This is a genomic window from Hymenobacter segetis (assembly GCF_038448715.1).
Taxonomy (GTDB): domain Bacteria; phylum Bacteroidota; class Bacteroidia; order Cytophagales; family Hymenobacteraceae; genus Hymenobacter; species Hymenobacter segetis.
The window spans coordinates 18,548-42,796 of record NZ_JBCEVZ010000044.1 but is presented as its reverse complement, the minus strand read 5'-3'; the positions used below and the strand labels follow the sequence as shown (position 1 = coordinate 42,796).

Below are 24,249 nucleotides of genomic sequence, written 5' to 3'. Positions count from 1 at the left end.
CATCGGTGCTGGGTTCGAGCAATACGGCCGCCGCGCCGTCGCCAAACAAGATGCAGTTGGCGCGGTCGGTGTAGTCCACGATGGCCGACATTTTATCAGCGCCCACCACAATCACTTTTTTGTGCGTGCCGGCCTGAATGTATTGCGCGCCCGTGGCCAGCGCAAACAGAAAGGTCGAGCACGCTGCGTTCATATCAAAGCTGAACGCCTTGGTGACGCCCACGCCGTTGGAAATGATATTAGCGGTGGCTGGAAACAGCAAATCGGGGGTGGTCGTGGCGCAAATCAGCAGCTCCACGTCCTCGGGATTGGTGCCGGTTTTCTCCAACAAGCGCTGCACTGCCTTGATGCCCATCACGGAAGTACCCTGGTTCTCGCCCTTCAGAATCCGCCGCTCCCGGATGCCGGTGCGCGACATAATCCACTCGTCGTTGGTATCCACCAGCTTTTCAAGCTCGGCATTGGTTAGCACATAGTCGGGCACATAGGAGCCCACACCAGTGATGGCGGCAGTAATCTTCATACGGGCAAAAGTAGGCGGGGCAAGCGTAAAATGGGAATTCGGGCGGCTGTGCGGCCGAGTTCGGCCACTCAACCCTCCGGCAATGAGCGCCAAGCGTCTAAAAAAAATCCGGCCGAAGCCGGAGGTTTTTCACTGCCGGGAACCGGGGCTAAGACTTAAAAGTAGCCTTTATTTGGTCAACAATCCCGGAGTCGGCCATATTGAAGCCCTGCACCAGCATGTTGCCGATGGCCAGAGGCGTGCTACGCCCGTGCCCGATGATGGCGTTGTCGTTGATGCCCAAGATGGGCGAACCACCCACGGCCTCGTAGTTGAACTTGTCGAAGAACGGGTCGTGGATGTGCTTCTGCTCCATCATTTCGTAGATGGATTCGGCCATCTTTAGCAAAATGTTGCCCGTGAAGCCGTCGCACACAATCACGTCGGCTTTCTCGTTGAACATGTCGCGGCCTTCCACATTGCCCACGAAGTTGATGTGCGGGTTCACCTTCAGCAGCTGGTGCGCGGCCTGGGTGATGGGCGTACCCTTGCCCTCTTCCTCGCCCAGGTTCACGAGGCCCACTTTGGGCTGCTCGATGCCCAGCACATAGCGGGCATACAAAAATCCGAGCTCGCCGAATTGCTCCAGCATCTCGGGTTTGCATTCGGCGTTGGCTCCCACATCAAGCAGGATGCCGAATTCGCCGGTCATTTTGGGAACGAAGTTGGCGATAGCCGGGCGAATAACGCCGGGCACGGCCTTCACCGTGAGCATGGCGCCTACGAGCATGGCACCCGTGTTGCCGGCCGAGCAGAAAGCATCGACTTCGCCCGCGAGGAGCATTTTGTAGCCCACGGCAATACTCGAATCCTGCTTCTGCTGGAAGGCTTTGGCGGGGTGTTCGCCCATGTCGATTACCTGCGACGCGGGAACGAACTCGAGCGCGGCTGCGGCGGGGCCGGCAGCCTGGAGCAGGGGACGCACGGCGTCTTCCTGGCCGATGAGGACAATGGTGGCCCGGCCGGCGAGCTTTTCGGCGGCCAGTAGGGCACCCGCCACGGCGGCTTGGGGGGCGAAATCGCCGCCCATTGCGTCGAGGGCTATTTTCATGAAAGAGGTGTTTGGAGGGAGGTCAGCGGAAAGTCAAAAGTACCAAAAATCCGGCCCCGCTGGCTTAAAAAAGGAGCGAGGCCGGACCATGTGGTGCCGCGAAGTAACAACCAAACGCGCTATTCGTCGTCTTCGGCAACGTCGGCTGCCGGGGCAGCGTTGGTTTTAGCGTAGTTTTTGATGGCCAGCTGGCCGTTGTGGTACAGGTCGCCGTCTACCACGTACGCCTTGTGGCGCAGGTGCAGCTCGCCCGTGTTGGGGCACAAGGTCACGGCCTTAGGGGTCAGCTTGTAGTGGGTACGACGCTTGTCGCGAACGGCGGAAGAGGTGCGGCGCTTAGGATGTGCCATGGTTGAGTTGAAATTAGGGGATTGAAGTTGCGGTTAACGAGTGGGGAGCGACTCGGGGCACTGACGGATTAATTCAAATTGCGCAGCGCGGCCCAACGTGGGTCGGCCGGCTCGTCGTCGTCGGGCGCATCATCGGCAGGACGGGTGCTGAAGATGAGCTTGGTCGGCGCGTCGGGGTTATCGTCGGCCTCGTCCTGGAAGCGCGGGTGCAGCTTCTTCATGGGCAGGGCCAAACCAATGTAATCGTAGAGGTGCTGGGCGAGGGGCAGAGTCTGGGTTTCGGGCGTGATTTGCAGCACGTTGTCGTCCAGCTCCTTGGCCTCGTCGCCGAAGCGCACCAGCAGTTGTTCGTGAATGTCCAGCGGCTGGTCGAACTCATCAAGGCTCCGGTCGCAGGTGAGCTGCACGGTGCCGGTGATATGGAAGTTCAGTGTCATCAGCCGCTCGGTTTTAATGAGTTCCACGTCGGCGTGCAGGTGGCCTTGTTCCACCAGAGGCTGGTCGAATAAGGCGAAGAATTCGGGACCCAACTCGAACTCAAAGTGGTGCGTTTTCAGCGCCAGCTTGGCCAGGTTGAGGTCGTATTTGCTTTCTTTTTTCACGGTCGGCTGGATAGCAGGGGGCAAAAGTAGTGAAAATCCGGCTTTTTGCCAAAAAAACGGCTAAGTTTCTCGGTAGCAAGTTGCCAGAAAAGCCCTTTTACGGCTACCGCGCCGAGCGCGGCTGAGCATCTTCCCAGCGCTGTTTCCAGATGTCGCAGGCCAGATACACGGCGGCGCGGAAAGACGATTCATCGGCTTTGTACTGGCCGGCTAGGCCGTAGGCGGTGCCGTGGTCGGGGGAGGTGCGGACTACCGAAAGCCCGGCGGTGAAGTTTACGCCGCGCTCGAAAGCCATGAGCTTGAAGGGAATCAGGCCCTGGTCGTGGTAGAGGGCCAACGTGGCATCGAACTGCCGGAACTGCTGGGTGCCGAAGTAGCCATCGGCCGGGAAAGGGCCGACGACGAGGTGGCCGTCGTGGGCAAATTGCTGGATGACGGGGGTTACGATATCACCTTCTTCCTTGCCGAGCAGGCCGTTTTCGCCGGCGTGGGGGTTGAGGCCGAGCACGGCAATGCGCGGCTTGAGGATGCCGAAATCGTTTTTAAGCGACTTGAGCAATAGGGTGATTTTGGTGCGTAGGAGCTCCGGTGTGAGGCGGGCGGGCACGTCCTTGAGCGGAATGTGGCCGGTGACGGTGGCAATGCGTAGGCCCGCGTCCTCATCCACCAAGAACATGAGGCTTTCGGGGGCCTCGAAGTAGCTGGTGAGAAATTCGGTGTGGCCGGGGTAGCGGAAGTCGTCGGCTTGGGTATTGTCTTTGCTGATGGGGGCCGTCACGATGCCATCGAGCTTGCCGGCCTTAAGGTCGCGGGCGGCGCAGAGCAGGCTTTCGCGGGCGGCCGCGCCGGTGGCGGGGGAGGGCTGGCCGGGGGCAAGAACGAAATCCTCATCCCAGCAGGTCACGGCGTTGAGGCGGCCGGGGGCGATGTCGGCCGCGTCGCGCAGCTGGCGAAACTGGAGGTGCTCGGTATCGGCGGGGGTGGGGAAATCGTCGAACAGCGCCGTGGCCGTGCCGTAGATGACGGGCGTGCAGATTTTCAGCAGGCGCTCATCGAGCAGGGTTTTGTAAATGACTTCGGGGCCGATGCCGGCGAGGTCGCCCACGGAGAAGCCGAGGCGGGGGAGGTTGTGGGGCATTGTCAGGAGAGGAACGTCATGCAGAGCGCAGCGAAGCATCTCGCGTGCAGCAGTGACTCATTCGATTGGGTAAGTGGTGGCACGCGAGATGCTTCGCTGCGCTCTGCATGACGTTCCTTTAGGCAATGTGCTTGGTCAGAAACTCATACAGCAGGCGCACGCCGGTGCCGGTGCCGCCCTTGCCACGGTAGCTCTCGGGCGCGGTGAGGAAGGCCGGGCCGGCGATGTCGAGGTGAATCCAGGGGTAGCCCACGGCGAAGCGTTCCAGGAACTTGGCGGCGGAAATGTGGCCGGCTTCGCCCTTGCCCAGGTTGCTGAGGTCGGCGATGTCGGACTTGATGTGGTCGGCATACTCATCCCAGAGCGGAAACTCCACGAGGCGCTCGTGCACGGTGTAGCCGGCTTCGGAGAGTTTTTGCAGGGTGGCGGGCTCGGCGGTACCCATGGAGGCCGAGGCTTCGGTGCCGAGGGCGCGCACGGCGGCGCCGGTGAGGGTGGCGAGGTCGATGACCAGCTCGGGCTCGTAGCGCTTGGCGAAGCTGAGGGCATCTGCGAGGAGCAGGCGGCCTTCGGCGTCGGTGTTTTTTACTTCGACGGTGAGGCCGGAGTGCATCGTGATGACATCGCCGGGAGCGTAAGCGAGGCCGCCGGGGCGGTTGTCGGTGGCGGGCACGAGGCCGATGACGTGCAACGGGACCTGGTTTTTGGCCAAGGCGAAGAGGGTGCCGGCCACGGCTGCGCCGCCGGCCATGTCGCACTTCATCATGTCCATGCTGTTGGGCGTGGGCTTGAGGCTGAGGCCGCCGGTATCGAACACCACGCCTTTGCCGACGAGGACGTAGGGCTTCTCGTTTTTGGCGTTGGCGGGCTTGTATTCGAGGATGCTGAAGGTGGGCGGCTCGGGCGAGCCGAGGTTGACGGCGAGCAGACCGCCCATGCGCAGGGCTTCGATTTTGGCCAAGTCGAGAATGTCGGTGGTGTAGCCGGCTTCGTCGCCGGCCTGGGCCATGCGCTCGGCAAACTGCACGGCGTTCAGCTTATTGAGGGGGGCGTTGACAAGGTCGCGGGCCAGGATAACGCCTTGGAGCAGTCCATTCAGCTCGTGGATTTGGGCGGCGGTGGCGGCGTTGCCGACCAGATAAACTTCTTTCAGCGCCGGGGCTTTGCGCGATTTCTCGTCGGTTTTGTAGCCTTCGAACTGGTAGGCGGTCAGGGCCAGGCCTTCGGCCAGCAGCAGGGCCGCGTTGGGCGTGGCGCTGAGGTTCTGGATGAAAACTTCGGCGGTTTTTTCGGTTTTAAGCTGGCCGTGAAGGGTGTGGCCGGCGCGGCGCAGCTGCTCGGCTACCTGGGCGGCGGTGGGCTTATCGGCGAGCACCACGAAGAAGTGGTGATGGCTGAAATGATTGAGATGAACGAGCTTCTGGTCGTCGGCGAGGGCGGCGGATACGTACTGGCGGGCCGCGGCCGAAAGGTCGCCGGCGGCGGCATCGGGCAGGGTAGTGGTGCCAGTGGGCAGAATGAAAACCTGCGTGGACTGGGCGGGCGCGGTGGCCGCGTGAGCGAGGGCTAAGGACATAAGCGGAGTTGAAGGCCGTAGATTTGAGGCCGCAAGGTACTGTTTAGGTAGCAAGGTTTTTCTGACGGTAGTTATAGACCGTCAGGCTGAGCTTACCAAAGCATCTCTGCTGCGCAAATACCCCAGGCTGATGCAACGAAGCAGTAGAGCTGTTTCAGCAAGCTCAGCCTGACGTTCTGCTAATACATTAAAAGACATTCCCGTGAATACCGTTCGCCCCAAAAAGCATCTGGGCCAGCACTTTCTGGCCGACCCGAATATTGCCCGCAACATCGTGGGCGCGCTGCAGCTGCCCGATGGCGTGAAAGAAGTGCTCGAAATTGGGCCGGGTATGGGTGTACTCACGCAGTACCTGCTCCAGAACCCGGCCTACCAGACCAGCGTGGTTGAAATTGATACTGAATCAGTAGCCTATTTGAAAGTGCACTACCCGGCGCTGGCCGACCGCATCTACGCCACTGATTTTCTGAAGCAAAGTCTGGCCACGATGTTTCCGGACCAGCCGCTGGCCATCATCGGCAACTTTCCCTACAATATCAGCAGCCAGATTTTTTTCGCGGTGCTCAACAACCGCCAGCAGGTGCGCGAGGTGGTGGGCATGATTCAGAAGGAAGTGGCCCAGCGCCTGGCCGAGCCGCCCGGCTCGAAAACTTACGGCATCCTGAGCGTGCTCTTGCAGGCCTTCTATAAGATTGAGTATCTGTTCACGGTACCGCCGCACGTTTTCAACCCGCCGCCCAAGGTGGAATCGGCCGTGGTGCGCCTCACGCGCAACGACACGCTGCAGCTGGACTGTGACGAGAAGCTGTTTTTCCGGGTGGTGAAGCAGGCGTTTCAGACGCGTCGCAAGACGTTGCGCAATGCGCTGAAACCGTTCGGAATGCCGGCCGAAGCCACCACCGACCCCATTTTCGAGAAGCGCGCCGAGCAGTTGGGCGTGGCCGATTTCGTGGGGTTGACGCAGCGCGTGGCGCAGCATCAGGCGGCGGGGGCATCACTGCCGGATTTGAATATTGACGACGTGGCTGAATAAATAGTGGCTGAATAAATATCTGAATACCATGAGCGTTTGCCTCGTTGTTGACGAAATGCACCCCTCGCTGCAACCGCTGCTCCAAAGCATCGGTGTCGAAATCGATTACCAACCCAACCTTACCGCTGCGGAAGTGCCCGCTGCCCTCGCCGCCAAGCCTTACGAAGGCTTAGTAGTGCGCAGCAAATTGCGCGTGACCGCCGACTTGCTCGCCCACGGCCCGCAGCTGCGCTACGTGGCCCGCGCTGGGGCCGGCACCGATAATATCGACGAAGCCGCGATGGCGGCGGCCGGCGTGACGCTGCTGAACGCGCCGGAGGGCAACCGCGACGCGGTGGGCGAGTTTGCCGTGGGCCTGCTGCTGGGGCTGCTGCGCAACATTGTGCGGGCCGACCACGAGGTGCGCCAGGGCCAGTGGCGGCGCGAGGCCAGCCGGGGCGAGGAAATCGGGGGCAAAACCATTGGCTTGCTGGGCTATGGGCACATGGGCCGGGCCTTTGCGCGGCGCTTGGGAGCATTTGGCTGCACGGTGCTGGCGCACGATAATGACCCGGCCGTGACCACCGACGGCCACGCCACCTTGGTGCCGCTGAATGAGTTGCAGGCGCGGACCGACGTGCTCAGCCTGCACATTCCGTACTCGACGGCCAATCATCATTTTGTGGATGAAGCCTTCCTGGCCGGTTTCGCCAAGCCGATTTGGGTGATGAACACGGCGCGGGGCGAAGTAGTGGACCAGGCCGCGCTGGTGCAAAGCCTAAAGGCGGGCACGGTGCGCGGCGCGGCGCTCGATGTGCTCGATAATGAGAAGCTCAACAACCTCAGCCCGGCGCAGCAGGCCACGTTCGATTCCCTAAGAACTGCCCCGAATGTGGTGCTCACGCCGCACGTAGGCGGTTGGACATTTGAGAGTTATGCGCGAATTAACGAAGTGCTGGTGGAGAAAATTCGGGCTTTTCGGGCCGGGGCGCTGGGGGCAAACGCGGGGAGCTAATTCGTTTTGCGTATCTTTGCTGGGAACCTAAGAAGGGAGAACGGTTGGCAGTGCCAGCCGTTCTCCTTGCTTTTTAGCCAAACCGTCAAGCATCTACTCCCATGGCCACCACCATCAATTATTACACCCCCGAGGGCCTGCAAAAACTGAAGGATGACCTCCAGGACCTCAAAATCCGGGGCCGGGCCAAGGCCGCTGAAGACCTGCGCGAAGCCCGCGACAAAGGCGACCTGAGCGAAAACGCCGAATACGATGCCGCCAAGGACGCCCAGGGCCTGCTGGAACTCAAAATATCGAAGCTCGAAGAGGTGCTGGGCAACGCCCGCCTCATCGACGAAACCAATATGGATTTCAGCAAGGTGCTCATCATGAGCAAGGTGAAGCTGAAAAATCTGAAGAACAACATGGTGCTCGACTACACCTTGGTGGCCGAGGAAGAGGCCAACCTGGCCGCCGGCAAAATCTCGGTGAAGTCGCCGATTGGCAAAGGCCTGCTGGGCAAATCGGCCGGTGATACGGCCGAAATCACGGTGCCCGCCGGCAAGCTGCAGTTCGAGATTCTGGAGATTTCGCGCTAGTAGGTTAGTTGTCAGTTGCTCGTTGTCAGTTGTTAGGGCAGTGCCGAAAGGTGCTGCCCTAACTGTTTTTGGTCGGTGAGGCAGCCGGAGGTAGTTGCTTCTCGTTTATTTGCATCAGCGACCTGACAACGGACAACGAATAACTAACAACCAACCCGCCCATGCCTTCGATTTTCTCCCGCATCGTTTCCGGCGAACTGCCGGCCTATAAAGTGGCCGAGGATGGCCGCCACCTGGCTTTTCTCGACATAACGCCGCTGGTGGAAGGCCACGCGCTGGTGATTCCGAAAAAGGAAGTCGACTACATTTTCGACATGCCGGCCGATGAGCTGGCGGCGCTGCACGTTTTCGCGCAGCGCGTGGCCAAGGCCGTGCAGGCCGCCGTGCCGTGCAAGCGCATCGGTGTGGCCGTGATTGGGCTGGAAGTGCCGCACGCGCACATTCACCTCATTCCGATGAATAAGGTGTCGGACATGAACTTCGCCAACCCCAAAATCAAGGTGCCCGAAGACCGGATGAAGGAATTGGCCGCCGCCATTGCCGCCAAAGTGGAAGGTGGCAGTGGCTTGGCCGAGGCCAAGCCGTCCGGCGCTACTGCCGCCGCCGCCGTGCCGGCCGAGCTGCAAAAGCAGGTGGCCGGCCTGCACTTTATGAGCGAATCGGACGCGCCGCTGGAAGCGGTGGCCTATACCGCGCCGGGTGGCGAACTCAGCAACGCCGCGCTGCTGAAGCTGCTGGGCGAGCCGGCCGATGCCAAAGTAGAAACCGTGGAGCTGACGCAGTTTCTGCGCAACCACACGGCCGATGATGGCGTGCTCGGCGACGTGGCGCTTTCAAACCGCTACAAAGCCCTGCAAATGTTTATGAAGCAGGACATGGACGGCGTGCAGGTGTACCGCGTGGGCAGCGGCCCGCAAATCCACGCCTACGCCCTGGGGCGGATGGCGGACGGCACCCTAGCCGGCTTCAAAACGGTGCTGACTGAAACGTGATGAAAACCGGCCGGTGCCCATTGGGTACGGCGGGCTGCAACGATGGGGGAGAAAGGCTGTCTGTAGCGACAGTCTTTCTCCCCCATTTTTGTTTCCTGCTTATGTGCCGCGTTCTACTGGTGAGTTTTTTCTTGTTGCTGAGCTCCGGAGCCTGGGCGCTGAAGCCCAGCCGCGAGTGGGTGGCCACGCCCGATTCGCTGGGCCTGCGCTACCAGACCACCGCCCTTGCTACGCCCGACCACGCCCAACTGGCCGGCTGGATAGTGGAGCCCGCCGCCAACGTGCCCGACCAGCACACGACCATGGTAATGGCCTACGGCGACATGAACAACATGTCGTATTTCATCTATCAGGCGCAGGCGCTCAGTAAGGCTGGCTACCGGGTGTATATGTTTGATTACCGGGGTTTCGGGCACAGCAGCGACTTTGCCATTGAGCAGCAACGGCTGTACTACCCCGAGTTCAGCACCGACCTGCGCACCGTGCTGGCCGATGCCCGGCTGCGCTACCCGCGCAACCGCACAGGCATTATTGGCTTCTCGATGGGCACTATTATGGGCTCGGAGGTTGCGGCCACCAGCAAATGCGACTTTCTCATTGCCGAAGGCTACGTGGCCAGCCCGCAACGGCTGGTAGCTGCGGCCTTTCAGCGAAGCCAGAAAGTGGTGACGCTGCCCGCCGAGGCGGCCGACTATGCGCTGGTAGCGCGCCGCGTGAATTGCCCTTGGCTGCTGGTGGGCGGCACCGCCGATAAAAACACGCCATTGGCCGACTCAGTAGTAGTGGCGCGGCAGGCCCGGTGGCGGCAGCGGCGGCAGGTGCTCTGCTTCGAAGGTGGGCACCAGGAAGGTTTTTACCGGTTGAGCGAGGCGGAGTACGGCGACAAGTACGTGCGTGAGGTGACGCGCTTTCTGGCTGCAAAGCGGAGCTAGGGCGGCTACTCCGCCCGGCCGGTGTCCACCAGCTTTTGCAGGCGGGCCTGGGCGGGGCGGGGCAGGGCGCTGAGCAAATCGAGGCCGGTGGCGGCTTCGATTTTATCGACGGAAGTCAAATACTGCCGCCAATCGGGGCTTACGGTGTTATTGTCGTTGGGTGTGTCGACGGCCAGTACGCGCACGGCTGGGTCGGTGGCAATGCGCTGGAGGTCGTTGGTGCCGTCGGGCAGAATGACCATGACTTTCCAGATGCGGGCAGGTACTGTTACGCGGCCCTGGTCGAGGGTTTCGAAGAAGCCGTTGGCGCCGGTGCCGCCGCGGCCGTAGCTGCCCATGATGACGTAGATTTCCTGGCCGCGCTGCACTTGCGAGCGGCCGTATTCTTCGAGGTGGGCCCAGGTTTGCTGGTTGTTGTGCGGGGCCTGGGGCACCATGTTGGTCATCAGGAAGGTGTTGGAATTGGCGTCGAGGTCGGCGGTGCGGTCGCCGCTGGGGCAGTTGTGGCCTTTGTCGAAGCCGGAGCGGGCGTAGCTGGCGGGCGTCACCTGGTAGAACTGGCGGGGCAGGGCGGCATCGGGCCGGAAGTTGTTCTGGCGCGGGGCCTGGCCGAGGTCGGCTTTGTCGATGTGCCAGCTCACCCAGGTGGGGGTGCCGCGCGGGGCGTTGTAGCCGATGGTGAATTCGGGATGGACGAGCAGGTAATTGCTGGCGTTGTTGGGGTCGGAAGTCGCGCCGCTGGGGTTGCCGAGGGCCATATTGGCATCGTTGGGGTCCTGGGCGGTGCCCGTGCCGGTGCCGGCCGGGTACTGCGTGGTGGCCGGCGCGGGCTGCTTGGCCGGAGCCTGCGGATTATTTCGATTTTCAAAGTAGCCGCCCGTGGCCCCGGCGCCCACGGCCACGGCGGGGCCGGCGGCGGTTTCGAGGGTGATGTCGTCGATGTCGAGCCGGTTTTTCGGGCCGCTGGTTTTGCGGATTTCCAGGCGCAGCGGCTCGTTGGCGAGGCCTGCGAAGACGTGGGGCGTGAGCGCGGGGCCGCTCGTGACCACCGGCGCGCCGGTGCGGGCGTAGGTGCGGCCGCCGTCGCGGCTCAGCCACAGCTCCCAGGTGCTGGGGCCGTCCTGGCCGTAGGCGGCGGCCGAAATGGTGATGCGCCGCACCCCGGCGGCGGCATCGAAGCGCATGGAAATGCGGCCCAGGTTGCGCAGGCGGGCGGCCCGCTCGCCGGCCTTGTGGTCCTGCGGGCTGCTGCCGATGAGGGCATCCTGAAAGTGCCAGGCCCCGGTGGCCAGGGGCTCGTCGGCCTCTTCGTAAGCGCCCTTGCTGCCGGCCTCGAAGGTTTCGGGGAAGGGAGCGGGGGCGGGCGTTTGGTGCGCGGAGGCGGGCTGCCGGGTGGCGGAGGCGGAACCGGTTTCGGCGGATTGCGGCGAGCAGGCGAGCAGGGCAAAAGCCGCCGCGAGGGGAAGAAAGCGTAGCATGGGGCGAAGATATGCGCCGGGTTATTGGGGCCGGGGCACGTTGAACTCATTCAGGAGCCCGGGCATTTGCTTAGCTTAGCCGCACTATTCACTTTTCACTCCCTTTCGCTTACCTGTTTTATGGAAGACAATCAATTCAATCCCGAGCCTCGGTCGGTACAAATCTCGGCCGAGGAAGCCGCGGAAATTCAGTCCCGCTTTTTTGCGCAGGTGTACGGCTGGATGGCCGCCGGCCTGGGCCTGACGGGCGGCATTGCCATGTTCGCCTCCACGTCGCCGGAGCTGATAAACTTCGTTTTTGGCACCCGGTTCGTGTTTCTGGGGCTGATTATTCTGGAGCTGGTTATCGTGGGTTTTCTCTCGGCCCGCATCTTCGACTGGAGCCTGGGCAAGGTGCAGGCGGCCTTCGTGGGCTACGCCGTGCTGAATGGCGTGACGCTGAGCTGCGTGTTTCTGGCCTATACCTCCGCGTCCATCGCCTCCACGTTCTTCGTCACGGCGGGCACGTTTGGCGTCATGAGCCTCTTTGGCTACTTCACCAAGGCTGATTTGTCGGGCTGGGGCAAGCTGCTGAGCATGGCCGTTATCGGCCTGGTCATCGCCATGGTGGTCAATATCTTTCTCAATAACTCGGTGCTGGAAATCGTCACGTCCTTCATCGGAGTGCTGATTTTTACGGCCCTCACGGCCTACGACACCCAGAAACTGAAGCAGCTGGCGCTGCTGGGCGTGACGGAAGGCGAGGAGATGAGCCACAAGGCTTCCATCCTGGGTGCGCTCACGCTGTATCTGGATTTTGTGAACCTATTCCTGTTTCTGCTGCGCATTTTCGGGCGGCGGCGGTAGCGCCAGTTTGCTGCTTCTTGATGGTGCTAAAAAGGCCCGCTGGTATTGCCAGCGGGCCTTTTTGCTTGTTCAGTTTGGCGGGGTAGGCGCTGGTAAGGCAGAAGATAATGGGGGCCATTAGCCGCGCTCCGCTCCGGGCAGTCGTCGTGGCCGGGGTTTAAATGAGTGAGACTAGGATTTTTCTGTGTGAACCTTGGATTAGGAAACCTGTGGCGGGTGTTTGGAGAGTCGTGGCGGCCGTTTGGAAGGCTGCGGCGAGGGTTTGGGGACTCGTGGCGGCCGTTTGGAAACCCGTGGTGAGTATTTGGACAGTCGGGGCGGCAGTTTGGATAGGCGTGGCGAGGGTTTGGGTCGCCGTGGCGTAGGTGGGGGTGGTTGGGGCGATGATTTGGAGAACCAGCCGGTATTAACCCAATTTCAACCCCAGTCAGCTATTGCCCCGCCGGCTGGTCGACCTGGCCCTGGGTGCCGCCGTTGCTGATGGCGTTGGCCTCGGCCCCCTTGGGGATGCCTTTGGTGTAGTGGTCGTAGCGGGCGGCGCTGTCGGCGGCGGCTTTGGCGTGGCCGTGGGGGTGTTTGGTGGGGTTCAGGCCGTAGGGGGTGCCGTCGGGCTTGTGGCCGCAGCCGGCGAGGAGGGCCAGCAGCAGCAGGCGCGGGAAAAGGGGGGTGAGCATGAGCAGGCAGGGGGGCTGATGAAATTGCCCATGCTAACGGCCAGCTGGCTACGGGAGGTGCATTTTAAGCCCGATTTAATGTGGCACCGTCGTGCCGTTGGCCTGCAATACATTGGTCAGAAACAGCACCTGGTAGGGCAGGGCCGTTTGCCAGTATTCCCAGGTGTGGGCCCCGGGGCGCTCGGTGTAGTCGTGCGGAATGTGGCTGTACACGAGGCGGCGGTGCAGCTCGCGGTTGATGTCGATGAGGCCGTCGTCCACGCCGCAGTCGAAGATGAGGGGCAGGGCGTTGCGGTGCATCTGGTCGACCAGACTGATGACGGAATTGGCGGCGAAGCGCTCGGGATTATCGGTTTCGGAGCCCAGAATCGGGGTCCATAGCTTGGCCCGCTGGGCGGCATCGGCGGGGGAGAGCTTGCGGTTGAGGCTGGTCAAATCGAGGGCCCCGCTCATGCTGCCGGCGGCGCAGTACAGGTCCGGGTGGCGGGCCGAGAGGTAGAGCGCGCCGTGCCCGCCCATACTCAGGCCGGCGATGACGCGGCCCTTGCGGTCGGCCACGGTGCGGTAGGTCTGGTCGATTTTCTGGATGATTTCCTGGGTGAGGTAGGTTTCAAACTGGCTGTCGGGGCTCACGGGGCTGTTGAGGTAGAAGCTGAAGGTTTCGCCCTCGGGGTTCACGATAATCAGGTTGTACTGGTCGGCCAGGCGGTGGAGGAGCTGCTTGTCGGGCGTCTTGTTCAGCCAGTCGGAAAAGTGGCCCCAGGCCCCGTGCAGCAGGTACAGCACCGGGTAATTGGCCTTTTTATTCTTCGCATAAGAAGCCGGGAGCACCACGGCGGCGCGGTAGGTTTTGTGCATGGCCGCGCTCGGAATGGCCAGGGTATCGACGCGGGCGGCGCGGGCCGCGGTGGCGGTGAGGAGCAGGCAGGCGAGGAGCAGGAGGCGGAAGGGGAGCATGGTTGGGGGCAGGGTAATGATGGTGGTCATGCAGAGCGTAGCGAAGCATCTTTACCGCAATAGTAAATCCTTTCGATTGGATTACTACTGCGGTAAAGATGCTTCGCTGCGCTCTGCATGACGGTCTGGCGGTCCGGCGGCGTACCTTTAAGCTTTGATTCTATTAAATATTAATCAATGAAATTTCGCTTACTTATTATTTCGCTGCTGGCCGGTTGGGGCAGCGCGCAAGCCAATCAGCTCACGTTTCGGGTTGATATGGGCACCACGGCCGTGCCCGCCGGAGGGGTGCACGTAGCGGGTAATTTCCAAGCCGCCGCCGGCTTTCCGGCCGACTGGAACCCCGCCACCACGGCCCTGACCGATGCCGACGGCGACCATGTGTGGGAGGCCACCGTGAACGTGCCGGCCGGCACCTACCTCTACAAATTCGTGAACGGTAACGGGTGGAATACATCCGAGCTGGTGCCCGCCACCTGCGGCATCACCGATGGCGGCGGCAACGTGAACCGGCAGGTAATCGTGGGCGGCTCGGCCGTGCGGCTGCCCATCGTGGCGTTTGCCGGCTGCGCCCCGCAGCTGCGCTTTGCCGTGGACATGACCGGCCAGACCGTGGCCCGCACCGGCGTGCACGTGGTAGGTAATTTCCAGGCCCTGGCCGGCTACGGCTCAAACAACGACGCCACCGCGCTGCCCCTGACCGACGACAACAGCGACGGTATATATGAGGTGACGATTTCGCTGCCGGCCCCCGGCATGTTCCAGTACCGCTTCGTGAACGGCAACACCCTGGCCGGGGCCGAAACCATCCCAGCCGCCTGCGGCACCGCTGATGCCACAGGCACCCTCACCCGCGTGGTGAACGCCACCGCCGCCGTGAACACCACGCCGAGCTACTGCTTCGGTACCTGCACCGCCTGCAACGGGGCTACGCTCACCAGCTACCCGACTTATTGGTGGAATGATGCGGTGTTTTACGAAGTATTCGTGCGCAGCTTCTACGACAGCAACGGCGACGGCAAAGGCGACTTCGTGGGCCTGACCCAGAAGCTGGACTACCTGAACGACGGCAACCCCGCCACCACCACTGACCTGGGCGTGACCGGCCTCTGGCTGATGCCCATCATGGACTCGCCCAGCTACCACGGCTACGATATCAACGACTACAAGGCCGTGGAGCCGGATTATGGCACGATGGCCCAGTTTGATGCCTTCCTTGCCGCCGCCCACCAGCGGGGCATCAAGGTGATTTTGGACATGGTGCTCAACCATTCGTCGAGCCAGAATACGTGGTTCACGCAGTCGGCCGCCAGCACCACCAGCCCTTATCGCAACTGGTATTTGTGGTCGCCTACTGATTTGGGCTTTGGGCCATTTGGCAATGGCTGGCACCTGCGCAACGGCCAGTATTACTACGGTGCTTTCTATGACGGTATGCCCGATTTGAACTGGCGCAACCCCCAGCTCAAGGCCGCGATGTGGGATGTGGACCGGTTCTGGCTGCGCAAAGGCGTGGACGGCTTCCGGCTCGATGCCGTGCGCTACCTGGTAGAAACCGGCACTACCACCGCCGACACCCCCGAAACCCTCGGCATTCTGGAAGAATTTCACGACTCGCTGAAGGCCGTGAACCCGGCCGCGCTGTCGGTAGGTGAGGCCTGGACCAATACCACTGCCGTGGTTCCCTACGTGCGCAACAGCCGGCTGGACCTGTGCTTTGAGTTTGACCTGGCCAGCAGCATTATCAGTGCCGTGAGCACGGGCAGCCCCACCGCGCTGCGCACCCAGCTCAACCTGGTGACGAGCCTTTACCCGCGCCTGCAATACGCCACCTTCCTCACCAACCACGACCAGAACCGCGTGTTCGACGGCCTGGGCAGCAATGTGGCCCGCATGAAGCAGGCGGCGGCGCTCTACCTCACCATGCCCGGCGTGCCGTTCATTTACTACGGCGAGGAAGTGGGCATGGCCGGCACCGGGGCCGACGAAGACAAGCGCAAGCCCATGCAGTGGACGGCCGGCACGCAGTCGGGCTTCACCACCGGCACGCCCTGGCGCGGCATTAACTCCAACTTCGGTACCTACAATGTGGCTTCCGAGCAGGCCGACCAGAACTCGCTGCTCAGCCACTACAAGAAGCTCATCGGCCTGCGCACCGCCAACGAAACCCTGCGCAAGGGCTACTACCTGCCCGCCACGTCATCGGCTGCTTCGGTAATGGCCTACGCCCGTGTTTTCAATCAGGAAGCCACGCTGATTGCCGCCAACCTGGGCAGCACGGCGGTTAGCGGCTCCACGCTCTCGCTCGCTATGTCGACGCTGGCTGCCGGTACCTATCAGGTAACTGAGCTGTACAGCGGCCAGGCCGCCGGTACCGTCACGGTAAACGCGCAGGGCGGTTTCAGCAGCTTCGCGACGACGCTGCCGGCTTTGGCTGCCAACGAAACCTGGGTGCTGCGTCTGCGCTCTACCACGGCCACCAGCACGGCCAGCGCGCAGCCTGCCTTCGCCGTGGCCCTCTACCCGAACCCCACGGCCGGCGCGGTTCGCCTGGCCCTGGCCGCCGCCCCGGCCGCCCAAAGCCAACTCCAAGTATTCGACCTCACCGGTCGCCTGCTGCAAACCCGCAGCTTCAATGGCAACAGCTACGCGCTGGAAACCAGTGGTTGGGCAGCTGGCACGTACTTCGTACGGGTGCAGTCGGGCGCGGCCTTGGCTATGCAGCGGCTGGTGGTGGAGCGGTAAGGCTGTTGGCCTGAACTGAGACAAACCAGCAAAAAAGAACGTCATGCTGAGCGAAGTCGAAGCATCTCGCGTGTGGTAGTAAATCAATCGTTAGACGAAAGAATTACTAATGCACGCGAGATGCTTCGACTTCGCTCAGCATGACGTTCTGCTTTATTGACGTTCAATGACGAGACGCAAGTATGCGACTCTACTTCATAAACACCGGCCGAATCAGATTTTCAAACGTGAAAATCTCATCCCATTTCTCCTGCGTCAGCAAGCCGCGCTCGGTCACGGCAATGTCGTGGACGGACTTGCCGGTTTTCAGGGCTTCCTTAGCAATATCGGCCGAGGCTTCGTAGCCGATAACCGGGTTGAGCTGCGTGACAATGCCAATGCTGTTGCGCACGAGGCTTTCGGCGTGCTCCTTGTTGGCCGTGATGCCCACCACGCACTTTTCGCGCAGGGTGCGGCAGGCGTTGGTCATGTAGGAAATCGAAGTGAACAGCGCGAAGCTGATAACCGGCTCCATCACATTAAGCTGCAGCTGGCCGGCTTCGGCCGCCATCGTCACCGTGAGGTCAGCCCCGATGACGTAGAATGCCGTCTGGTTCACTACTTCGGGCACAACGGGGTTCACCTTGCCGGGCATGATGCTGGAGCCCGGCTGCAAGGGCGGCAGGTTAATTTCGTTAATGCCCGTGCGCGGACCGCTGGAGAGCAGGCGCAAGTCGTTGCAGATTTTGGAGAGTTTCACGGCCGTGCGTTTCAGCACGCCGGAGAGCTGCACGTAAGCGCCCGTGTCGTAAGTGGCTTCGAACAAGTCGCCGGCCAGGCTTAGGTTGAGGCCGGTGATGGTGCGCAGGTGCTCGGTCACGAGTTCGGGGTAGCCGGTAGGCGCGTTGATGCGCGAGCCGATGGCCGTGGCACCCATGTTGATTTCATCAATCAGCCGGCGCGAGTCGTCGATGCGCAGCAGTTCCTCGCGCAGGTTGGTGGCGAAGGCGCGGAACTCGTCGCCCATGCTCATCGGCACGGCATCCTGGAGCTGTGTACGGCCCATTTTGAGGATGTCGCGGAATTCCTCGCCCTTCTGGGCGAAGGCATCGGCCAGCGCGCCAAGGGTTTCGCGATAGCCTACTAGCTTATTGTTGAGCGCGATGCGGAAGGCGGTGGGGTAGGCGTCGTTGGTGCTTTGCGAGCAGTTGACGTGGTTGTTGGGGTGGCAATACTGGTAGTCGCCCTTGGCGTGTCCCATGATTTCGAGGGCTACGTTGGCGATGACTTCGTTGGCGTTCATATTCACCGACGTGCCCGCGCCGCCTTGTATCATGTCGGTGAGAAACTGGTTATCAAACTCGCCGGCGGCCACGCGGTCGCAGGCGGCGGCAATAGCGTCGGCGATGTTGGCGGGCAGCACGCCGAGCTCTTTGTTGGCCAGGGCCGCGCCTTTTTTCACGTAGGCGAGGGCCTGCACGAAGAGCGGCTCATTCTTGATGGGAATGCCGGTGATATCAAAATTTTCGAGCGCACGCAGGGTTTGGATGCCGTAGTAGGCGGTGTCGGGCAGGCTGCGTTCGCCGAGGAAATCGTGTTCGATGCGGGAAGTGGGCATGGGGAATTTTTGGGTGGGAAGATGGGGCTTGTACGGAATGGCCGAATGGTGGGACAAACCTACGGCGGCGCTTTGCAACGTGGCGGGTTTTTGCGTGTGTGTAGGTTTGTCGCACGTCATGCCGAGCGTAGCGAAGCATCTTTACTGCTTCGTTGCAGCGGTATTAATTACTATTGAGGTAAAGATGCTTCGCTGCGCTCTGCATGACGGAGGTTTTCAACCGCCAAATACAACCCATGAAATTCCGTTACCTGCCCTTGCTGGCCCTGGCCCTCGCCAGTTGCTCTCACGCCGACAAAACCGCCACCACCACCGGCCCTGATGCCCGTTTCGATGCCTTCAAAACCAAGTTCATTGAAGCCCTGTGGCGGCAAAACCCGGACTACGCCTCCAGCATGGGCTACCACAAATACGACTCGCTGCTGCTGATTCCCAACGCCGCCCAACGCCAGGCCGATGACGCGTTCGCCCAAAATAATCTGGCCGCGCTCGGCAAATTCGCCCTCGACAGTCTCTCGCCCAATAACCAGATTGACCTGCGCCTGCTGCGCAACGAACTGCGGGCCGAGCGCTGGTACGCCGACACCCTCAAAACCTGGCAGTGGAACCCGGCCAGCTACAACCTTGGGGCCTCGGTGGGTGATTTGCTCAACGGCCGCCACTTCCGGCTCGACCGCCGCCTGCGCAACATCTCCGACAAAATCAGCCACGCCGCCGAGTTCTACGCCGCCGCCCGGGCCAACATCAGTAACCCGACGAAGGAGCACACGGAACTGGGCATCAAACAGAACGCGGGCGGACTGGAGGTCTTTGGCTCCGCACTGGCCGATTCGGTGCGCAAATCGGGCCTGAGTGAAGCGGAGAAAAAGACCCTGACTGACCGCGTGGCCGCCGCCCGCACGGCCGTGCAGGGCTACATGGATTTCCTCAAAAACGACGTGCTGACGAAAGGCCAGTTCCGCTCGTTCCGCATCGGCAAGGAGCTGTTCGACCAGAAATTTGCCTACGATATTCAGTCGCGCTTCACAGCCGCCGAAATCTACCAGCAGGCCCTCAAGCACAAGGCCGAGCTGCTGCACGACATGGGCCACCGCGCCGCGCGGCTCTATCCCAAATACTTCCCCGGCCAGAAAGCCCCGGCCGATACCCTGGCCCTGATTACGGCCGTCATCAACCAGTTGACGTTGAAGCACGCCCCGCGCGACAGTTTTGTGGACGCCGTGAAGCGCCAGATTCCGACGCTGGTGGCCTTCGTCAACGAGCACAAACTATTAACCCAGGACCCCAGCAAGCCGCTGGTAGTGCGCGAAACTCCGCTCTACATGCGCGGCAGTGGGGCAGGAGCCAGCGTATCGGCCCCCGGCCCCTACGATAAAGGTGCGAACACCTACTACAACGTGGAGCCGCTGCCCGCCGAGTGGACGCCCGCCCAAGCCGAAAGCTACCTGCGCGAATACAACGACTACACCCTCCAGATTCTCAACATCCACGAAGCCATTCCGGGCCACTACACGCAGCTCGTGTACGCCAACCGCTCACCTTCGCTGGTGAAAAGCATTTTTGGCAATGGGGCCATGGTAGAGGGCTGGGCCGTGTATTCGGAGCGCATGATGCTGGAAAGCGGCTATGGCAACAACTCCGACGAAATGTGGCTAATGTGGGACAAGTGGAACATGCGCTCGACCCTAAACGCTGTCATTGACCACGCCATTCAGGCCGAAAACATGAGCGAGGCCGATGTAGTGGCCATGCTGCGCCGCGAGGGCTTCCAGGAAGAAGCCGAGGCGCGGGGCAAGTGGCTGCGCGCCACCCTAAGTCAGGTGCAGCTCAGCAGCTACTTCACCGGCTACACCGAGATTTATGCCCTGCGCGAGGAGCTGAAGCAGAAGGAAGGCAAAGCCTTCGACCTGAAAGCTTTTCACGAAAACTTCCTCAGCTACGGCAGCGCCCCGGTGAAATACATTCGGGAGTTGATGCTGCGCAAATAAGCCGAACCTGAAAGCCGAAGTGCGCGCTGAGTTTAATCGCCTGCGCGGCTTCGTGTCCGCCCAAGGGTAGCCGGCGCTACCTTTGGGCGTGTTTTTTCTGCTCTCGAAGGTTCTCGACTTTGTGCTGCTGCCCACCGTGTGGCTGGTAGTTTTTCTGATTGTGGCGCTCGTAGCCCGGCCGCCGCGCCAGCGCCGCTGGCTGCTGGCCGCGCTGGCGCTCACGCTGCTTAGTACCAACCCGTTTCTGGTAAACGAGCTGCTGCTGGCCTGGGAGCAGCCGCCCGTAGCCCTGGCCACCCTGCCCCGCCACGCCGATGCCGCCGTGCTGCTCACGGGCATCACCAACGTCAATAAATCGCCGCACGACCGGGTGTACCTCGGCCCCGGGGCCGACCGCCTCACGAGTGCGCTGTGGCTGTACCGGGCCGGGCGGGTGCGCCGTATTATCGTGTCGGGCGGCTCAGGCGCGGTGCAGGCCAAGGCCCACACCGAAGCCGACGACCTGACGACACTGCTGCGCTTGGCGGGTGTGCCCAACTCAGCCATCATCCGCGAAGAAAAAAGCCGCAACACCCGCGAAAACGCGCTTTTCACCAAGCAGTTGCTCACACCCGAGCAGGACACGCTCATCCTCGTCACCTCGGCCTTCCATCAGCGGCGGGCCATGGGCTGCTTCGCCAAAGTTGGACTGCACCCCATCAGCTTTCCAGCTGGCTACCGCAGCGCCGACCGCCGCCTCTCGCCTGATTCTTGGCTGGTGCCTAGTGCGGAGGCAATGGTCAATTTCAGCCTGCTGGTACACGAGGTGACAGGCTGGTTGACGTACAAAGTGTTAGGTTATTTGTAGGGTGCGGGGCTTGCCCCCGCCCGCCGTTGAACTACCATTGCTCAACGGCGGGCGGGGGCAAGCCCCGCACCCTACTCCGTTTTCGCCACCGTCGCCACTTCCTTACCAATCCAAATCGACTTCTGATTGACGAACTCGCGGATGCCCAGATAAGAAAGCTCGCGCCCGTAGCCTGACTTCTTTACCCCGCCAAAGGGCATTTCGGACATCGATTTCACCAACCCATTCACGAACACGGCACCGCTTTCAATCTGGCGGGCCATGGCTTCGCCTTTTTTCGGGTCCGAGGTCCACACGGCCGCACCTAGGCCGAAGCGCGAATCGTTGGCGAGGCGCACGGCATCATCGGCGTTTTTAGCTTCGAGCACCAACGCTACCGGGCCAAATAATTCTTCGGAGTAAGCGCGCTGGCCGGGCTTGATATTCGACAGAATCATGGGGCGGAAGAGGGCGGTGCCGGGCTTGGCCTGCCCGCCGAAGAGTTCCACTTTCGCGCCCTGGGCCACCGAATCATTCACTTGTTGGCTGAGCTCGTCGGCCAGGTCGGGGCGGGCGAGGGGGCCGTATTGGGTGGCCGGGTCGAGCGGGTCGCCGGGGCGCAGGGCTAGGAGGTGGGTTTTTAGGTGGCCGATGAATTCCTTCAGCACCGGCTTTTCCACTATGAAGCGCTTGGCGGCGATGCAGCTCTGGCCGCTGTTTATCATGCGACTTTGGGCGGCGGTTTTGGCGGCCAGCGCCACGTCGGCATCGGCCAATACAATGAATGGGTCGGAACCGCCCAGCTCCAGCACGGTTTTCTTGATGTGCTGCCCGGCGGCGGCGGCCACGGCCGCGCCCGCGCCTTCGCTGCCCGTGAGCGTCACGGCCCGCAGCCGGTCATCGGCAATGAGCTTTTCCACCAAGTCGGACCCGATGAGCAGCGTGCGGAAGCAGGCCGGCGGCAGGCCCGCATCGTGAAAAATCTGTTCCAGCGCCAGGGCGCACTGCGGCACGTTGGAGGCGTGCTTAAGCAGGCCCACATTGCCGGCCATGAGGGCCGGCGCGGCAAAGCGCACTACCTGCCAGAAGGGGAAATTCCACGGCATCACGGCCAGCACCACGCCCAAAGGCTGGTAGCTGATGAAGCTGCGGCCGGCATCGGTTTTGATGAGTTCATCGCTGAGAAATTCCTCGGCGTGGTCGGCGTAGTAGTCGCAGCAGGTGGCACATTTCACGGCCTCGGCGCGACCGTCGGTAATGGGCTTGCCCATTTCCAGGGCCATGAGGCGGGCCAATTCGTCCTGCCGCTCGCGCAGCAGGGCGGCGGCCCGGCGCAGCACCCCGGCGCGGTGGGCAAACGTGGTGGTGGGCCAGGTGGCCGCCGCCCGGTGCGCCTGGCCCAGAATACGCTCGGTTTTGGCCCAGCTGAAAGGGGAGAAGCGGCGCAGCACGCGGCCGGTGTAGGGGTTGTAGGACTCGATGGGCATTGCGAAAAAGTAAATCGAGAGGAAGAAAAATTAAGGGGAAAGCAGGGCGCAGAGCAGCGGCAAAAATCGGCCACTTGGTACAGTCGGTAAGTAGCTGGTCAACATCATAGCCCCGCCGGGTGTTGTGGCGACAGCCGGGCCGCAAGGTGCAGCTTCCGGCTTCGGTTGCGGCCCGCAAAAGACCGTATACGGGCAATTGCGCGGCACACCGTATTTTCGTGCGCTTCGCAAGGCCCCGCCTTTCCGCTTTATTACTCACTTTCAGTCACTCCCGTGTCCGATAATCCGTTAATTTCCCTACCACCCGCCGCCGAGGAGGACCTGGTCCGGCGCCTCCAGGCCCGCGACGAATCGGCCATGACGCTGTTTTACGACCGGTATTCGGCCGCGCTCTACGGCGTCATCTTTCGCATCGTGAAAGCCGAGGACGAGGCCGAGGACGTGTTGCAGGAGGCACTGGTGAAAATCTGGAATGCTTTCGCCAGCTACGACCCCACCAAGGGCCGGCTATTCACCTGGGTGCTGAACATTTGCCGCAATCTGAGCATCGATAAAATCCGCTCACGGCAGCACCGCGTAGGTAGCAAAACAACGGGGTTGGACGACAGTCTGACGGCGCAGCGCCAAGCCGCGCCTACGTCATTCCGCCCCGAGCACATTGGCTTGCAGGAAATTACCCAGAAACTTATTCCCGAGCAGCGCCAGATTATCGACATGCTCTATTTCGAGGGCTTCACCCAAAGTGAGGTGGCCGAGGAGCTCAACATCCCTTTGGGGACGGTGAAAACCCGCGCCCGCACCGCTATCAAAGTCCTAAGCAAACTTATTCGCTGAACCAACCGTGGAAAACTTCCAAGACTATATAGAATCGGGCATCCTGGAGCAATATGCTCTCGGCGAGCTCTCGGCCGCTGAGCAGGCGGCCGTGGAAGCCCAGGCCGCCAGCCACCCCGAAATCCGGGCCGAGCTGGAGCAGGTTCAGGCAGCGTTGGGTTTCTACGCCGAAGCCCACGCCATCACGCCCCCCGCCGCCATGCGCGAGCGGGTGTTGAACAACGTACTAGCCCAAATCTCGGGCTCCTCCGCCAACACCAGCCTCCGCGCCGACGTGGATGCCGTAGCCCAGACCACCAGCCGCCCCGCCGCCAGCGCCCCGCAGCCCGTTGCCACCCCCACTGAAGCCGTAGTACGCCCCATGTCGTCCGCGCCCGTGGAGGTGCCGGCCAGCCGCTCGGGCTGGGCCATTGCCGCCTCGGTAGCCTTGCTGCTGAGTTTGGGCGGCAATATGCTGCTGTATTCGAACTGGAAAAGCGCCAGCTCGGAGCTGGTGGCTTTGCAAAACGAGCAGTCCCGCTTCGCCACCACCTCGCAGGTAGTGGAGAAGAAACTCGGCGCGCTGCAACAGGAAAACGAAGTGCTGCGCAACGATGAGTTCCGCGCCGTGGCTTTGGCCGGTACAAAAACCGCCCCCACGGCCCACGCCCGTGTGCTGTTCAACCCCGCCACCCACAAGGTGTACGTGGACGTGCGCAGCCTGCCGCCTCTGCCCGCCGACAAGCAGTACCAGCTCTGGGCTCTCGATAAAGGCAAGCCGATTGATGCCGGTGTGCTCACCGTGGCCACGGCCACCGGCGAAGGCCTCCAGCACATGAAGGACATTGCCAGCGCTCAAACTTTTGCCATGACCGTGGAACCCGCCGGTGGCAGCGTAGGTCCCACGCTGAGCACAATGACGGTGGTAGGCAATATTTAGCCCCTCCACAATTAATGGTTTAGCCCGTGAAAATCAGTTGTATTTGGTTTGACCGAAAATAAACATTGCCGCCTGTTGGCCGTTTGGGCT

22 protein-coding genes are annotated in these 24,249 nt (G+C 61.8%); 11 read left to right on the top strand and 11 right to left on the bottom strand.

Annotated features, from left to right (window positions below; translation table 11 throughout):
* The 6 genes from AAFH49_RS16005 to AAFH49_RS15980 all read right to left on the bottom strand — a co-directional run.
* A partial coding sequence (locus AAFH49_RS16005) for a thiolase family protein (protein ID WP_483225412.1) occupies window positions 1–523 on the bottom strand: 523 nt, incomplete at its 3' end.
* A 148-nt stretch (window positions 524–671) separates the two neighbouring features.
* Complete coding sequence (plsX, locus tag AAFH49_RS16000) at window positions 672–1,613, bottom strand: phosphate acyltransferase PlsX (RefSeq protein WP_342299746.1); 942 nt, start codon at window positions 1,611–1,613, stop codon at window positions 672–674.
* Between the two features lie 119 nt (window positions 1,614–1,732).
* On the bottom strand, window positions 1,733–1,963 hold the full coding sequence (gene rpmF, locus AAFH49_RS15995; RefSeq protein WP_241934098.1) for a 50S ribosomal protein L32: 231 nt from the start codon (window positions 1,961–1,963) through the stop codon (window positions 1,733–1,735).
* A 68-nt stretch (window positions 1,964–2,031) separates the two neighbouring features.
* Entirely contained in the window at window positions 2,032–2,565 is a 534-nt protein-coding gene (locus AAFH49_RS15990) for a YceD family protein (protein ID WP_305031445.1), read from the bottom strand.
* Between the two features lie 103 nt (window positions 2,566–2,668).
* Window positions 2,669–3,703, bottom strand: coding sequence for a 4-hydroxythreonine-4-phosphate dehydrogenase PdxA (gene pdxA, locus AAFH49_RS15985; protein WP_342299744.1), 1,035 nt, complete (start codon window positions 3,701–3,703; stop codon window positions 2,669–2,671).
* A 118-nt stretch (window positions 3,704–3,821) separates the two neighbouring features.
* Window positions 3,822–5,279: a leucyl aminopeptidase family protein gene (locus AAFH49_RS15980; RefSeq protein ID WP_342299743.1), complete on the bottom strand. Its 1,458-nt coding sequence runs from the start codon at window positions 5,277–5,279 to the stop codon at window positions 3,822–3,824.
* Window positions 5,280–5,481: 202 nt separating this feature from the next.
* On the opposite strand from AAFH49_RS15980, the gene rsmA reads away from it, so the two are divergent.
* The 5 genes from rsmA to AAFH49_RS15955 all read left to right on the top strand — a co-directional run bounded on the left by rsmA (window position 5,482) and on the right by AAFH49_RS15955 (window position 9,808).
* Complete coding sequence (gene rsmA / locus AAFH49_RS15975; RefSeq protein ID WP_342299741.1) at window positions 5,482–6,312, top strand: 16S rRNA (adenine(1518)-N(6)/adenine(1519)-N(6))-dimethyltransferase RsmA; 831 nt, start codon at window positions 5,482–5,484, stop codon at window positions 6,310–6,312.
* 28 nt (window positions 6,313–6,340) lie between these two features.
* Window positions 6,341–7,306, top strand: coding sequence for an NAD(P)-dependent oxidoreductase (locus tag AAFH49_RS15970; RefSeq protein WP_342299739.1), 966 nt, complete (start codon window positions 6,341–6,343; stop codon window positions 7,304–7,306).
* A 101-nt stretch (window positions 7,307–7,407) separates the two neighbouring features.
* On the top strand, window positions 7,408–7,884 hold the full coding sequence (gene greA, locus AAFH49_RS15965; protein WP_342299737.1) for a transcription elongation factor GreA: 477 nt from the start codon (window positions 7,408–7,410) through the stop codon (window positions 7,882–7,884).
* A gap of 161 nt (window positions 7,885–8,045) precedes the next feature.
* Window positions 8,046–8,876 carry a nuclease A inhibitor family protein gene (locus AAFH49_RS15960; RefSeq protein ID WP_342299735.1) on the top strand — a complete coding sequence of 277 codons (831 nt, stop codon included), beginning with the start codon at window positions 8,046–8,048 and terminating at the stop codon, window positions 8,874–8,876.
* A gap of 101 nt (window positions 8,877–8,977) precedes the next feature.
* Complete coding sequence (locus AAFH49_RS15955) at window positions 8,978–9,808, top strand: alpha/beta hydrolase family protein (RefSeq protein ID WP_342299734.1); 831 nt, start codon at window positions 8,978–8,980, stop codon at window positions 9,806–9,808.
* A 5-nt stretch (window positions 9,809–9,813) separates the two neighbouring features.
* Here AAFH49_RS15955 and AAFH49_RS15950 read toward each other — a convergent pair whose 3' ends face one another.
* Window positions 9,814–11,286 carry a DNA/RNA non-specific endonuclease gene (locus tag AAFH49_RS15950; RefSeq protein WP_342299732.1) on the bottom strand — a complete coding sequence of 491 codons (1,473 nt, stop codon included), beginning with the start codon at window positions 11,284–11,286 and terminating at the stop codon, window positions 9,814–9,816.
* Between the two features lie 120 nt (window positions 11,287–11,406).
* Here AAFH49_RS15950 and AAFH49_RS15945 point away from each other — a divergent pair, with 120 nt between their 5' ends.
* Window positions 11,407–12,132 (top strand): Bax inhibitor-1/YccA family protein, encoded by a 726-nt coding sequence (locus AAFH49_RS15945; protein WP_342299731.1) that lies wholly within the window; start codon window positions 11,407–11,409, stop codon window positions 12,130–12,132.
* 431 nt (window positions 12,133–12,563) lie between these two features.
* Here the strand turns inward: AAFH49_RS15945 and AAFH49_RS15940 are convergent, their stop codons facing one another.
* Both AAFH49_RS15940 and AAFH49_RS15935 read right to left on the bottom strand, forming a co-directional pair.
* On the bottom strand, window positions 12,564–12,806 hold the full coding sequence (locus AAFH49_RS15940; protein WP_342299729.1) for a hypothetical protein: 243 nt from the start codon (window positions 12,804–12,806) through the stop codon (window positions 12,564–12,566).
* Between the two features lie 75 nt (window positions 12,807–12,881).
* Window positions 12,882–13,793, bottom strand: coding sequence for an alpha/beta hydrolase (locus tag AAFH49_RS15935; RefSeq protein WP_342299728.1), 912 nt, complete (start codon window positions 13,791–13,793; stop codon window positions 12,882–12,884).
* Window positions 13,794–13,940: 147 nt separating this feature from the next.
* Between AAFH49_RS15935 and AAFH49_RS15930 the strand changes: the two genes are divergently transcribed.
* On the top strand, window positions 13,941–16,508 hold the full coding sequence (locus AAFH49_RS15930) for an alpha-amylase family glycosyl hydrolase (protein WP_342299726.1): 2,568 nt from the start codon (window positions 13,941–13,943) through the stop codon (window positions 16,506–16,508).
* A 190-nt stretch (window positions 16,509–16,698) separates the two neighbouring features.
* Here AAFH49_RS15930 and aspA read toward each other — a convergent pair whose 3' ends face one another.
* Window positions 16,699–18,105, bottom strand: a complete 1,407-nt coding sequence (gene aspA, locus AAFH49_RS15925) for an aspartate ammonia-lyase (protein WP_342299724.1) — start codon at window positions 18,103–18,105, stop codon at window positions 16,699–16,701.
* A 236-nt stretch (window positions 18,106–18,341) separates the two neighbouring features.
* On the opposite strand from aspA, the gene AAFH49_RS15920 reads away from it, so the two are divergent.
* Both AAFH49_RS15920 and AAFH49_RS15915 read left to right on the top strand, forming a co-directional pair.
* Complete coding sequence (locus AAFH49_RS15920; protein WP_342299722.1) at window positions 18,342–20,093, top strand: DUF885 domain-containing protein; 1,752 nt, start codon at window positions 18,342–18,344, stop codon at window positions 20,091–20,093.
* A gap of 88 nt (window positions 20,094–20,181) precedes the next feature.
* Window positions 20,182–20,940, top strand: a complete 759-nt coding sequence (locus AAFH49_RS15915; protein WP_342299720.1) for a YdcF family protein — start codon at window positions 20,182–20,184, stop codon at window positions 20,938–20,940.
* A gap of 71 nt (window positions 20,941–21,011) precedes the next feature.
* Here AAFH49_RS15915 and AAFH49_RS15910 read toward each other — a convergent pair whose 3' ends face one another.
* Entirely contained in the window at window positions 21,012–22,406 is a 1,395-nt protein-coding gene (locus tag AAFH49_RS15910) for an NAD-dependent succinate-semialdehyde dehydrogenase (RefSeq protein WP_342299718.1), read from the bottom strand.
* 273 nt (window positions 22,407–22,679) lie between these two features.
* Here AAFH49_RS15910 and AAFH49_RS15905 point away from each other — a divergent pair, with 273 nt between their 5' ends.
* Complete coding sequence (locus AAFH49_RS15905; RefSeq protein WP_342299716.1) at window positions 22,680–23,240, top strand: RNA polymerase sigma factor; 561 nt, start codon at window positions 22,680–22,682, stop codon at window positions 23,238–23,240.
* Window positions 23,241–23,247: 7 nt separating this feature from the next.
* Window positions 23,248–24,159 (top strand): anti-sigma factor, encoded by a 912-nt coding sequence (locus tag AAFH49_RS15900; protein ID WP_342299714.1) that lies wholly within the window; start codon window positions 23,248–23,250, stop codon window positions 24,157–24,159.
* The last annotated feature ends 90 nt before the right edge of the window (window positions 24,160–24,249 follow it).